Source organism: Pseudomonas sp. CIP-10, assembly GCF_020911845.1.
Classification (GTDB): Bacteria; Pseudomonadota; Gammaproteobacteria; order Pseudomonadales; family Pseudomonadaceae; genus Aquipseudomonas; species Aquipseudomonas alloputida.
In genome coordinates, this window is sequence record NZ_CP087160.1 from 5,160,001 (window position 1) to 5,173,296 (window position 13,296).

Sequence of the window (13,296 nt, forward strand, 5' to 3'; positions counted from 1 at the left end):
CCCGATCTCATAGGCGCTGAATGTCTCAAGCCGGACGCGCGCGGCGCTCGATCTCGCTGGCGCCAGAGAAACAAAGGCGGGCACCCTCCCACAGCCATTGCTAGCTCAAGACAGGCCCTTGGCAGCCCCATCCCTCTCTCAAACCGCCCTACCCTGCTTCCTGACAACCCTGGGAAGCGCCCGCGCAACAGCAGGTATCCGAAAGACCATCAACACAGCCCCAATAAACGCATAGATCGCCCATTCCCGAAGGTCGGAACGCACGATCCACAGGAAATGCAGCAAGCCCAACCCAAGCACCGCGTACACCAACCTGTGCAGCTTCTTCCACCGCGCCCCCAGCCGCCGTTGGCTGTACCGGTTCGAGGTGACCGCCAGCGCCAGCAACCCCAAGAACCCCAGCGCCCCCACAATAATGTAGGGGCGCTTGCGCAACTCCACCGCCAACTGCCCCCAATCCAACCCTAGAATGAAAAACAGGTAGGCCAGAATATGCAGCACTATATAGGCGAACACCCATAACCCCAGCTGCCGGCGAACCACGATCCAGCCAGACCAGCCCGTCAGCTTCTGCAGTGGCGTCATGCTCAAGGTCACCAACAGGAAGGTAAGCGCCCCAAGCCCAAGGCGATCCATCATGATCTTCCCGGGATCAGGCCCCAGCAGGTTCATCGCCGCTTCATATAGCCACCACACCGGGAACAGGCAGCCTACTACAAAGATGGCCAAGCGAAACCAGGGGTAACGCATCAGTAGTTCTTCCGCAGATCGAGCCCGGTATACAGCGACGCCACTTCATCAGCATAGCCATTGAACATCTGCGTCTCCCGCACATTGGGGCTGAACAACCCGCTGGGCAAGCGACGTTCGCGCGCCTGGCTCCAGCGCGGGTGGTCGACTGTCGGGTTCACATTGGCGTAGAAACCATATTCATCCGGCGCCAGCCCTTCCCAGGTAGTGCCGGGCTGCTCCGCTACCAGGCTGATGCGCACAATCGACTTGATGCTCTTGAAGCCATACTTCCAAGGCACCACCAAACGCAACGGCGCACCGTTCTGGTTGGGCAGTTCCCGCCCGTACATACCCACTGCGAGAATTGCCAGCGGGTGCATCGCCTCATCCAGGCGCAACCCTTCTCTATAAGGCCAGTCGATCAAGGCGAAGCCAGAACGCTGCCCCGGCATATGCTGCGGATCCTTCAGCGTTTCGAAACGCACATAACGCGCACTGGAAGTCGGCTCGACCTGCTTGAGCACCTGAGCCAAAGGGAACCCCAGCCACGGAATGACCATCGACCACGCCTCTACGCAGCGCAGCCGATAGATCCGCTCCTCAAGCTGATAGGGTTTGACGAAGTCCTCCAGTGCATAGCGTCCGGGCTTGCCAACCTCACCATCCACCACAATGGACCACGGTTCGGTCTTCAGGCTGTCGCCATTGGCCGCCGGGTCGCCCTTGTCGGGCCCGAACTCGTAGAAGTTGTTGTAGTGAGTGGCGTCCTTGAACGGCGTAATCGCCTCGTCCTTCACCGTCACCGCTTGCCAGCGCGTGGCCGCGAGCTTGTCAGTGAACCAGGCCGGCGCGGCCCCAGCCTGCACATCGGCATAACGCGACATTTGCGCCGCGCCCACCCCGCCCGGCAATGCGCCTAGCGCCAAGCCAGCCAATGAGCCACCCAGCAGGGTACGACGGGAAAGGTAAATGCCTTCGGGGGTGATCTCCGACGCCTTGCACTCGGAAGACCTGGGAAGCTTTATAAGCATGAACGGCTCCATAGCACTGAGTAACGGATGTACCAGTAAGACTATGGAGCCGTGAGGTTATTCCAGCGTTAAGTGATTTTCACGCTTTGCGACGGCGAGCCTTCAGCAGGAACTGGATCGGCCCCGATGCTGCATAGGCAAGGAAGATCAACAGCAGGATACGCGGCGGGTCGCTGAACACGACGGCAAACACCAGCACCACCGCCAGGATCGCCACGAACGGGACACGCCCCTTGAGGTCCAGCTCCTTGAAACTGTTGTACTTGATGTTGCTGACCATCAGCATGCCAGCAGCAGCCACCAGCAGCGCGACCAGGAACGACAGCTTGGAGCCCTGGATGCCGTAGTCGCTGAACGCCCATACGGTGCCCGCCACCACACCTGCGGCAGCCGGGCTGGCCAGGCCGATGAAGTAGCGCTTGTCGGCGGTACCGACCTGGGTATTGAAGCGCGCCAGGCGCAACGCGGCGCCGGCCACATAGATGAAAGCAACCATCCAGCCGACCTTGCCCATGTCACCCAGCGCCCAGCCGAAGGCCAGCAAAGCCGGGGCCACGCCGAAGGCGACCATATCCGACAGCGAGTCATACTCGGCACCGAAGGCACTCTGGGTATTGGTCATGCGCGCAACGCGGCCGTCCAGGCCGTCGAGCACCATGGCCACGAAGATGGCGATAGCGGCAAAAGCGAAGTACTTGCTCGCCTCGCGCGGGTCGCCGGCACTCAGGGCGCTCTGTGCGCTCATCGAGCTGATGATGGAATAGAAACCGGCAAACAGGTTGGCGGTGGTAAACAGGTTGGGCAGCAGGTAGATGCCGCGGTGGCGCACCTTGCGGCCTTCGGCGTCATGCCCTTCTTCAACGTGCTCATCGACAGGTAGCAGGCTTTCGGCGTCGGAGGGCTTGTTCGGCTCTTCGGGACGTTCGCTCATGGAGGGTACCTTGCAACAGGATGGAAAATGTTCGACACGGGCCCGCGAAACAGGTTCTGACAGCGAGCCACTGGTCTGCTTTATACCAGAAGCTGGATGCCAGAACGAAAAAACGCGGCCGAAGCCGCGTTTTTCATCTTTCGATAAGACTTAGTTCTTGGTCTTGTCGACGATTTTGTTAGCCGAGATCCACGGCATCATCGAGCGCAGCTGCTCGCCGATGATTTCGATGCCGTGAGCGGCGTTGTTGCGGCGCTTGGCGGTCATCGATGGGTAGTTGGTAGCACCTTCGGAGATGAACATCTTCGCGTACTCGCCGTCCTGGATGCGCTTCAGGGCATTGCGCATGGCCTTGCGGGATTCTTCGTTGATGACTTCCGGGCCAGTGACGTACTCACCGTATTCGGCGTTGTTGGAGATCGAGTAGTTCATGTTGGCGATGCCGCCTTCGTACATGAGGTCTACGATCAGTTTCAGCTCGTGCAGGCACTCGAAGTAGGCCATTTCCGGCGCGTAGCCAGCTTCGACCAGGGTTTCGAAACCGGCTTTGACCAGCTCGACGGTACCGCCACACAGAACAGCCTGCTCACCGAACAGGTCGGTTTCGGTTTCGTCCTTGAAGGTAGTTTCGATGATACCGGTACGGCCACCACCCACGCCCGAAGCGTAGGACAGTGCGACGTTCTTGGCGTTGCCGGAAGCGTCCTGGTAGATAGCGATCAGGTCAGGGATGCCGCCGCCTTTGACGAACTCGGAGCGAACGGTGTGGCCCGGGGCTTTCGGCGCGATCATGATCACGTCGAGGTCGGCACGCGGAACAACCTGGTTGTAGTGGATCGAGAAACCGTGAGAGAAGGCCAGGGTAGCGCCCTTCTTGATGTTCGGCTCGATTTCGTTCTTGTACAGAGCGCCCTGGAACTCGTCCGGGGTCAGGATCATGACCAGGTCAGCCGCAGCGACAGCGGTAGCAACATCGGCAACTTTCAGGCCGTGGGCTTCAGCCTTGGCAACGGTAGCCGAACCTTTACGCAGACCGACGGTAACGTCTACACCGGAGTCTTTCAGGTTGCACGCCTGAGCGTGGCCCTGGGAGCCGTAACCGATGATGGCGACTTTCTTACCCTGGATGATGGAAAGGTCGCAGTCTTTATCGTAGAAAACTTTCATGAAAATACCCCTGGTTATATCTCGGCCCCTGCGGAGCCATCGCTAATTTTTTGGATTTAGATGCTGAGCACTTTGTCGCCACGGGCAATGCCGGTAACGCCGCTGCGCACGGTTTCCAGAATCGATGCAGTGCCGATCGCCTGGATGAAGCTGTCCAGTTTGTCGCTGGTACCGCTCAGCTGCACGGTGTACACGCTGGCGGTCACGTCGACGATCTGGCCACGGAAGATATCCGTGGTGCGCTTGATCTCGGCACGCTGGGCACCGGTGGCCTTGACCTTGACCAGCATCAGTTCACGCTCGATGTGAGCGCTTTCCGACAGGTCGACAAGCTTGACCACTTCGACCAGCTTGTTCAGGTTCTTGGTGATCTGTTCGATCACTTCGTCATGGCCAACGGTGGTCAGCGTCAGACGCGACAGGGTCGGGTCTTCGGTTGGCGCTACAGTCAGGCTTTCAATGTTGTAGTTGCGCTGGGAGAACAGGCCGACCACGCGGGACAACGCACCTGGTTCGTTTTCCAGCAGCAGGGAAATGATGTGCCGCATATCAGGTACGCTCCGTCTTGCTCAGCCACATGTCACGCATCGAGCCATCCTTGATCTGCATCGGATAGACGTGCTCACTGCGGTCAACCGCGATGTCGATGAACACCAGACGGTCCTTCATCGCAAACGCTTCTTCCAGCTTCGGCTTGAGGTCCTTCAGGCTGGTGATGCGGATACCCACATGGCCATAGGCCTCGGCCAGCTTGATGAAGTCAGGCAGCGACTCGACGTACGAGTGCGAGTGACGACCGTTGTAGGCCATGTCCTGCCACTGGCGAACCATGCCCAACACACCGTTGTTCAGGTTGACGATCTTCACCGGCAGGCCGTATTGCATGCAGGTGGACAGCTCCTGGATGTTCATCTGGATGCTGCCTTCGCCGGTCACACAGGCCACGTCCTGATCCGGGAAGTTGAGCTTGACGCCCATCGCCGCCGGGAAGCCGAAGCCCATGGTGCCCAGGCCACCGGAGTTGATCCAGCGGTTTGGCTTGTTGAAGCGGTAGTACTGCGCGGCAAACATCTGATGCTGGCCCACGTCGGAAGTGACGAAGGCATCGCCATTGGTCACTTCACACAGTGTCTCGATGACTTTTTGCGGTTTGATGACGTTGCCATCGCCCTTGTCGTAAGGGAACAACTCGCCATTGCCACGCCATTCGTCAATCTGCTTCCACCAGGCATCCAGCGAAGCCTTGTCAGGCTGCTCGCCGATTTCCTTGAGGATGCCGAGCATTTCGCTGAGCACGCTGTCGACCGGGCCGACGATTGGCACGTCGGCCTTGATCATCTTCGAGATCGACGCCGGGTCGATGTCGATGTGGATGATCTTGGCGTTAGGGCAGAACTTGGCCGGACCGTTTACAACGCGGTCGTCGAAACGCGCACCGACGGCAAAGATGACGTCGGCATTGTGCATGGCCATGTTGGCGGTGTAGCTGCCATGCATGCCAAGCATGCCGAGGAACTGGCGGTCGGTACCCGGGAAGCCGCCCAACCCCATCAGGGTATTGGTGACCGGCAGGTTCAGCGACTTGGCGATTTCAGTCAGGGCTTCGGAGCCACCGCCAAGGATCACACCGCCACCGGAGTAGACGACCGGGCGCTTGGCCGCCAGAAGCATCTCGGCAGCCTTGCGGATCTGGCCGGAGTGACCACGGACCGCCGGGCTGTAGGAGCGCAGCTTGACCTTTTTCGGGTAGACGTATTCGAACTTCTCAGCCGGGTTGGTCATATCTTTTGGAATGTCGACCACGACTGGACCTGGACGACCGGATTGCGCCAGGTAGAAAGCTTTTTTCAGAACTTCAGGGATCTCGGTCGGATTCTTGATCATGAAGCTGTGCTTCACGATCGGCCGCGAGATACCGATCATGTCAGTTTCCTGGAAGGCATCGGTGCCCACCATGGTGCTAGGCACCTGGCCGGACAGAATGACCATCGGAATCGAGTCCATGTAGGCGGTGGCAATACCGGTAATGGCATTGGTTGCGCCAGGACCGGAGGTTACCAGCACCACACCGGCCTTGCCGGTGGCGCGAGCGTAACCGTCCGCCATATGGGTGGCCGCCTGCTCGTGACGAACCAGGATGTGTTCCACTTCCGGTTCTTTGAACAGTGCGTCGTAAACATGCAGGAGAGCACCACCAGGGTACCCGTAGATGTGCTTAACGCCTTCGTCACGCAAAAAGCGGACGACCATCTCAGCGCCAGATAAAAGCTCCACGTTGTTCACCTCTAAAACGCCAGAATACCGCCCTCACTGGACGGGTCTTAATAGGTTTACTGCCAAGCAGAGCATGAGCGAACGTCAGCACTGACTGAGCAAGTATTGGGAAATCCCCAGAGTGTTGCGGGGGTTTCCCACCCAGCGCGAGGTAACGCGTTGCGGGGTGTAACAGGTCGGCGCGGGTGTGCACCTCATGATCTGCTTAGCGGGTCTGCTTCTGGCAGTCCCTCTACAGCGGAAGTTGGATTCTTGTGATTCGGCGCCAACAAGTCAAGAAAAATTATTGCCAATTTTTCCTCAAGATGAATTCCTGCCACCACTAAAAATCGCTTCAGCAGCAGAATTAAGAAGATTTCCAAAAAAAAGGGCCACAATCTGCGGCCCTTGACGGAAAAACTGAAGAAATCAGGCGGAAGGAGCGATCAATTGATCAAAAGCTGCCAACAGGCGGCGTAGCTCACGACTTTGCTCCGGCCGGTCGGTAAACACCGTTTCGGCCATGACAAGGATGCTCGATGCATTGGGCAGCGGGTGGCCCAGCTCGATGATGATCTTCATGCGTGGCAGGAAGATCCATTGCAGCCACTGCTCAAAACTGAGGGTATCCACGGCGAACGGCACCGTACTGGCCAGTGCCTCGTCGCTTGGCGGCTCGTCATCCCACCAGCCTTGCACCTGCAGCTCGCGCTCGATCAAGAGCAGGTGGTCGGCAATATCCAGCACGCGTTGCTCGATCATCACGAATTGACCCGCGCCTTTTGCCGGGCCAGCGCAGCGCCGGCGCTGTCACCCTGCTTTTCACGGGCCTGGGCGATCGTGTTCCAAAGCTCTGCCTGCAGGCTTGGGCGACCGTTGGCGTAGGTCAGGGCGCGGCGCGCCAACTGCTCGGCCTGCGCCGCATCACCTTGCGAGAGGCGCACCTGGGCCAGGCGATACAGCACCTGCGGCTCACGCGGAGCAATGCGCTGGGCACGCTCCAGGCTAGAGGCGGCACCGTTGAAGTCGCCACTGCCCTGCTGCGTCTTCGCAGTGGTCAGCAGTGCCAGCACAGGACCGTCCAGCTGCTCGTCGGCCGACAGGCCACCGGCGGCGGCGCTGCGCGGAATACCGGTTGGCGCACTGGCGCTTTGCGGGTTGCTGTTCATCGCAGCGATGTCGAAGGGTTCATCGGCAATCGGGTTGGGATTGGTGGTCATCGGCGCCGAACTGACAGGCCCTGCACTGATCGGCCCCGGGGTGATCGGCGAGGTACTGATCGGCGCAGCGCCATTGCCCGCCGGGAATGTCTGGATGCCCGATGCGCCTGCGCCCTGCGGGATCATCACGGTGACACCGGAATCCTCCGGCAGCGTCTGCGCCTGGGCGGTGCCGGTGTTATAGCCACCCGCCGAGCGGTTGGCCGTCACGCGTTCGCTGTTGGACACGCGGGTGCTCGAGTCGACCACCGGAATATTGCCACGCGGGACGCTGGAGCACCCCTGGAGCACAGCCAACGCCGTCACGGCAGGAAACAGCCACTTGTTCACGTCACACCTCATCAATGCAGCCTGTGCTTAATTCATCCAGCCCTTGACCCAGTCCATTACCGATTCGACTGGGTCCTGCTCGCCGCCACAGGTTGCGCCGGCCGGCGGCTCACTCCCGCGAATATACGGCATCTGCACCGCTCCCGGACAGCTGGCATCAGACCCGTGGCCTGTGTAAGGGTCGATCCAGGCCTGCACCACGTTATCCGGTTGCGGCATATCCAGCGGCAGCGGGTCGGCTTTCTTCATGAAGCTGGTCCACACCTGCAAGGCGCCGGTGGCGCCGGTAAACGGTGTCTTGCCGTTATCGTCACGGCCCATCCACACCACGGCCAGCAGATCCTGACTGAAGCCGGAGAACCAGCTGTCACGCGAGTCGTTACTGGTACCGGTCTTGCCCGCCAGAGTCAGCGAGCGTGGCAAGGTGTTGTACACCGAACGCCCTGTACCTTCGCGCATTACACGCTGCATGGCGTTCTGCACCAGGTAAATGGCACCCGGGTCGAAGGTTTGCTGGATCTGGAACGGGTAGCGCTTGAGCGGCTCGCCCTCGGCGGTGAGCACGCTGCGGATACCGCGCATCGGCGTGTTGAAGCCGCCGTTGGCGATGGTCTGGTACATGGTTGCGACCTGCATCGGCGACATGCCACCCGCCCCCAGCAACATGGCCGGAAACGCTGGCCAGTCGACATTCACGCCCAAACGACCAATGGTCTTGATCACGTTCGGCACACCCACTTCCAGGCCGAGCTTGGCGGTCGACAGGTTGTAAGAGTTGGCCAGCCCCTGGTACAGGTAGATAGTGCCATGCGGGCGGCGGTCATAGTTTTGCGGGCGCCAGACCTGGCCGTCAGCCCCTTTGACCGAAAATGGCTCGTCCTGCACCCAACTGGTCAGGGTGTACTTGCTCGGCTGCTCCAGCGCAGTCAGGTATACCGACGGTTTGACCAGGGAGCCGATCGGCCGTACGGCATCGATGGCCCGGTTGAAGCCGGCAAAACCTGCCTGGCGGCTACCGATCAGCGCCTGTACTTCACCGGTTTCAGGGTTGGTCACGACCATTGCCGCCTCGACATCGTCTGCCCCCTTGCGGCCCGCCAGGCGCTTGAAGGTCTCGCTCATCGAGGTTTCAGCCTTCATCTGCAGGATAGGGTCGAAGCTGGTAAAGATGCGCAGGCCTTCTTCGGTCAAGTCTTCGTCGCGGTAGTCCTGGCGCAACTGTCGCTTGACCAGGTCGAGGAAGGCAGGGAACGAGCTGTCGGCCAGGCTGCCACGCTTGGTCACGCCCAGCGGCATTTTCTTCGCCGCATCGACTTCTGCCTGGCTGGCCACGCCCTGCTCGGCCACCAGGTCGAGCACCAGGTTGCGGCGAGCCAGGGCACGCTCGGGGTGACGCCGTGGGTTGTAGTAGGACGGGCCTTTGACCATGCCCACCAGCAGGGCGATCTGATGCAGTTTCAGCTCAGACAGCGGCTGGCTGAAGAAGAACTGGCTCGCCAGACCAAAGCCGTGTACCGCGCGTTGACCGTCCTGGCCGACGAACACCTCGTTGAGGTAAGCCTCAAGGATTTCGCGCTTGTCGTAGTGCAGTTCGAGCAGGACCGCCATCATCGCCTCGGTCAGCTTGCGGCTGAGGCTGCGCTCGCTGCTGAGGTAGAAGTTCTTCACCAACTGCTGGGTCAGGGTACTGCCACCCTGGCGCATCGAGCCGGACGACGTGTTGACCCACATGGCCCGGGCGATGGACTTTGGCGACACGCCGTAGTGGCTGTAAAACTCGCGGTCTTCCGTGGCCACCAAGGTTTCGAGCAGATATTTGGGTACCTGATCAATCTTGATCAGGATGCGGTCTTCGAGATTTTTCGGGTAGATGCCGCCGATCATCAGCGGCTCCAGCCGCACCACGTCAAGCGCCTTGCCGTTGGCACCGGAAAGGCCTGCAACGTAATCGCCAGAGAAGCGTACACGGACGAACTGCGCCGGCTCCATGCCCTCGTAGAACTGGAAGCCACGGGTATTGAGGTCGACGGTATTGCCGCTGACGGACGCAGCGCCCGGGCCGTTGGCCGCGCTTTCGCGACGGTAGCCGAGCGCATCGAGCTCGGTGAGGAAGTCGTTCTTGCTCAACTTCTGGCCGGTGAACAGCTCCAGCGGTCGGGCATACACTTTGGCCGGAATGGTCCAGCGCTTGCCGGAGAACTTTTCCTGGACGACGGCATCGAGGTAAACCGCGAAGCCGGCGACGATCACCAGGCCAACCAGGCTGAGCTTCAAAGCCCAGCCCAGCCAGGCGCGGGAGCGGCCGGTCGGGCGTTTCTGAGGGGTGCGGGGATTTCGGGTTCGGGTCATGGCGGCGGATTATACGCACTTTATAAAGGCTGGGCAGACGGCCCGGCGGTAGGCAGGGACGGCACCATTGACCATAATGGCGCATTCGAATTCCCTTGCCCCGGAAGGATTTGCCGTGAGCCAAGCTCTTATTACTGCGTTGCAGAACCCTGCCCTGTACCCTCACCCCGTGGAGGGGTTTCAGCTCATCGAGACGCATATCTCCTGGGTCCTGCTCACTGGCGAATACGCCTACAAGATCAAGAAACCGATGAATTTCGGCTTCCTGGACTTCACCGGACTGGACCAGCGCCAGCATTTCTGTAACGAAGAATTGCGCCTGAACCAACGCCTGACCGAAGGCCTGTACCTGGAAGTGTTGCCCATCACCGGTAGCGTCGACGCACCGCAGATCGGTGGCGAAGGCGTAGCCATCGAGTACGCGCTGAAAATGCGCCAGTTCCCCCAGGGGCAGATGCTCAACACCCTGCAGGCCAATGGCGAACTGAACGCCACGCACATCGACCAGATGGCCCGGCAGATTGCCGATTTTCACCTTCAGGCTCCGCGTGTGCCGATGGAGCACCCGCTGGGCACGCCAGACAGCGTGATGGCCCCGGTGGAGCAGAACTTCGAGCAGATTCGCCCATTCCTCAGCGACAAAGCCGATCTGCAGCAACTTGACGCCCTGCAGGCCTGGGCCCGCAGCAGCTTCGAGCGCCTGCAAGGGCTGCTGGAAAAGCGCAAGGCCAATGGCTTCATCCGTGAGTGCCACGGTGACATTCACCTGGGCAACGCCACCTTGATCGATGGCAAGGTGGTGATCTTCGATTGCATCGAATTCAACGAGCCTTTCCGACTGACCGACGTCTACGCCGACACCGCCTTCCTGGCCATGGACCTGGAAGACCGCGGCCTGAAATGCCTGGCCCGGCGCTTCATCAGCCAGTACCTGGAACTGACGGGGGATTACGAAGGCCTGGAACTGCTCAACTTCTACAAAGCCTACCGTGCGCTGGTGCGGGCCAAGGTCGCACTGTTCAGCATGCCGGCCGACGCCGATGGCGTGCAACGTGCCACCACCCTGCGCACCTACCGCAACTACGCCAACCTGGCCGAAAGTTACAGCGCCATCCCGTCGCGCCTGCTGGCCATCACCCATGGTGTTTCGGCGGTGGGCAAAAGTCACGTGGCCATGCGCCTGGTCGAGGCCTTGGGTGCAGTGCGCGTGCGTTCGGACGTAGAGCGCAAGCGCCTGTTCGGCGAACAACAGCAGGCCGACGCCGGCCAACTGAGCACAGGCATCTATGACCAGGACGCCAGCGCTGCGACCTATCTGCGCCTGCACGAGATAGCTGCGACCGTGCTGCGCGCCGGCTTCCCGGTGGTGCTGGACGCCACCTACCTCAAGCGTGAGCAGCGTCAGGCTGCGGCAGACGTTGCCAGCCAGACCGGCGTGCCGTTCCTCATCCTCGACTGCCACGCGCCAGAGGCGGTCATCGCCAGTTGGCTGGAGCAGCGCCAGGCTGAAAACAGCGACCCCTCGGATGCCACGCTGGAGGTGATCAAGGCCCAGCAGGCCAGCCGTGAGGCGCTGGATGCGCAGGAGCTGGTGCACAGCACCCGCGTCGATACCCAGGCTGCCGGCAGCATGGATCAAGTGATCGAGCAGATTCGCCAGCGGTTGCCTGGCCTGTAAGTTCGTCATCTTCCTGTGCCTGCCCGCGAAGGGGCAGGCACAGGCCGCTCATCACCCGATGGCAAAAAGCCGCATATTTCCCAACGCCCGCTACACTCCTCTCAGACCTGCTCGCGATTTATCCCCCATTCCCGTTCAGCCATCGCAAGGAGGCTCGATGAACGATGAATTGCAGCATCTGAAGAACCTTGGCAAGACGTCTGCGCAGTGGCTGCATGCAGCCGGCATCCACAGTGCATCGGATTTGCGCCGCCTGGGCGCGGTGGGTGCGTACCAGGCCGTGAAGACACGAGGGTTCCGTGCATCGAAGGTGCTGTTGTATGCCATTGAAGGCGCCCTGCTGGACATGCACTGGAACGATTTGCCGCTCGAACGCAAGGAAGCACTCAACCAACAATTGGACGCGAAAAACCCTGCGCAAAAAAAACCAAAATAATCGGGGTAAAGGGATTGACGGCTAAATGAGAATTGTTATGATTATCACAACTGGTCGCGAGACTGGTTGGATAAGCTAAGAGCCCCTGGTTCGGACTCTCAGATTATCTCCTCATCAGGCTAATCACGGTTATTGACCCGGCAATTTGCCGGGTCTTTTTTTTGCCTGTGCTTTTTCAGGATCAACGCCGCAGCTGCGCACAATAATCCTGCTCCGGCATCGCCGCCGTGTACCACACATAATCAGCCTCGCCAGGCTCGACTCGCTCGCCCACCTCAGCCAGCAGCAAAACCTTGCTCTCCCCCGACGCCCCCAGGTCAGCCAGATGCAAGGGTATGCCCAGGTCCTTGCGCACATGGTAAGCCCCGGCAAACAGCAGCGCCGGCTGCGGTGCCGCCTGCAAGCGCTCGGCCATGCGCCGGTCGCGCTGCTGCTGAACGGCCAGCATCGCCGGTAACTGGTTTTCCGGCAGCATCCCGCAATGCCCGGCGCGCACCTGTTCCAGCAAGGCAGCCTTTACCGCGGGTGCATTGGACTTTTCGCCCTGTACCGGCGCCGGCTGTCGATAGGCCTGACGCATCTCGTCGGGCGAAAGGTTGGCGGCCAGCAACGTCACCCGATGCTGCAAGGCTTCGGTGACAATCGGCCCGTACAACTGCCAATCCCAGCCCTCCTGCCAGGCCAGTGCCTTGGGCAAGTCTTCCGGCAAAGGCTGCCCCACCAGCTTGTCCACCCGCGATTGCTGGCTGGGCTGCAGCATCTCCAGCAACAGGCTGCCCTGAGTGCGCTGGCCTTGAAGAGCGCGCAGCAGCCACAGTTGCAGCGCGTGATGGTCAGGGTTGTCATGCTTCTCGCCGACAAGCACTCGGGGCGCATCAGCCAGGCGCTGCACCAGCGTTTCAGGACTTATGACCTGCTCATTGGACAGGTCGACAATCTTTCCCAGCTCGGCGTGCGTGCGACCTTCACTGCTCTGCCAGGCGGGCAACGGCGGCAGGCTGGCCTGACAGCCGCCTATCGCCAGTACCAGGCACAGCGAGAAACCGGACAGCATCGGGTGTCGCATCGGCAGTTACTCCATGTCATCCACACTTTAAATGGCCTGCACCGGGGCCGGGCCGGTCGCAAGACAAGGCCACTTTCACAAAGGCCATGCACGCGTTGAGAAC

The 13,296-nt window shown here is 60.5% G+C and carries 12 protein-coding genes; 2 read left to right on the plus strand and 10 right to left on the minus strand.

Features of this window, described 5'->3' with window-relative positions; all coding sequences use genetic code 11:
* Positions 1-138: 138 nt before the first annotated feature.
* The 9 genes from msrQ to mrcB form a co-directional block, all read right to left on the minus strand.
* Positions 139-750 carry a protein-methionine-sulfoxide reductase heme-binding subunit MsrQ gene (gene msrQ, locus LMH93_RS23305; RefSeq protein WP_230064643.1) on the minus strand — a complete coding sequence of 204 codons (612 nt, stop codon included), beginning with the start codon at positions 748-750 and terminating at the stop codon, positions 139-141.
* On the minus strand, positions 750-1,763 hold the full coding sequence (gene msrP / locus LMH93_RS23310; protein ID WP_003250049.1) for a protein-methionine-sulfoxide reductase catalytic subunit MsrP: 1,014 nt from the start codon (positions 1,761-1,763) through the stop codon (positions 750-752). The genes msrQ and msrP overlap by 1 nt, the downstream gene beginning before the upstream one ends.
* Before the next feature lie 79 nt (positions 1,764-1,842).
* A complete protein-coding gene (pssA, locus tag LMH93_RS23315; protein ID WP_003250045.1) occupies positions 1,843-2,694 on the minus strand; it encodes a CDP-diacylglycerol--serine O-phosphatidyltransferase in 852 nt (283 codons plus the stop codon).
* A 150-nt stretch (positions 2,695-2,844) separates the two neighbouring features.
* Entirely contained in the window at positions 2,845-3,861 is a 1,017-nt protein-coding gene (gene ilvC / locus LMH93_RS23320) for a ketol-acid reductoisomerase (RefSeq protein WP_003250043.1), read from the minus strand.
* 56 nt (positions 3,862-3,917) lie between these two features.
* Positions 3,918-4,409, minus strand: a complete 492-nt coding sequence (gene ilvN / locus LMH93_RS23325) for an acetolactate synthase small subunit (protein WP_003250040.1) — start codon at positions 4,407-4,409, stop codon at positions 3,918-3,920.
* A gap of 1 nt (position 4,410) precedes the next feature.
* Complete coding sequence (locus tag LMH93_RS23330; RefSeq protein ID WP_003250036.1) at positions 4,411-6,135, minus strand: acetolactate synthase 3 large subunit; 1,725 nt, start codon at positions 6,133-6,135, stop codon at positions 4,411-4,413.
* A 408-nt stretch (positions 6,136-6,543) separates the two neighbouring features.
* Positions 6,544-6,876, minus strand: coding sequence for a YqcC family protein (locus tag LMH93_RS23335; protein WP_003250034.1), 333 nt, complete (start codon positions 6,874-6,876; stop codon positions 6,544-6,546).
* On the minus strand, positions 6,876-7,676 hold the full coding sequence (locus LMH93_RS23340; protein ID WP_060545840.1) for a tetratricopeptide repeat protein: 801 nt from the start codon (positions 7,674-7,676) through the stop codon (positions 6,876-6,878). Before LMH93_RS23340 ends, LMH93_RS23335 begins: the two co-directional genes overlap by 1 nt.
* A 15-nt stretch (positions 7,677-7,691) precedes the next feature.
* Positions 7,692-10,013 carry a penicillin-binding protein 1B gene (mrcB, locus tag LMH93_RS23345; protein ID WP_003250030.1) on the minus strand — a complete coding sequence of 774 codons (2,322 nt, stop codon included), beginning with the start codon at positions 10,011-10,013 and terminating at the stop codon, positions 7,692-7,694.
* Positions 10,014-10,128: 115 nt separating this feature from the next.
* Here mrcB and LMH93_RS23350 point away from each other — a divergent pair, with 115 nt between their 5' ends.
* The gene (locus tag LMH93_RS23350; protein WP_060537776.1) at positions 10,129-11,691 is read left to right on the plus strand and encodes a bifunctional aminoglycoside phosphotransferase/ATP-binding protein; all 1,563 of its coding nucleotides are present in this window, start codon (positions 10,129-10,131) and stop codon (positions 11,689-11,691) included.
* 157 nt (positions 11,692-11,848) lie between these two features.
* A complete protein-coding gene (locus LMH93_RS23355; RefSeq protein WP_003250025.1) occupies positions 11,849-12,127 on the plus strand; it encodes a TfoX/Sxy family protein in 279 nt (92 codons plus the stop codon).
* 181 nt (positions 12,128-12,308) lie between these two features.
* Here LMH93_RS23355 and LMH93_RS23360 read toward each other — a convergent pair whose 3' ends face one another.
* Positions 12,309-13,193, minus strand: a complete 885-nt coding sequence (locus LMH93_RS23360; RefSeq protein ID WP_060537778.1) for a ChaN family lipoprotein — start codon at positions 13,191-13,193, stop codon at positions 12,309-12,311.
* Between the last annotated feature and the right edge of the window lie 103 nt (positions 13,194-13,296).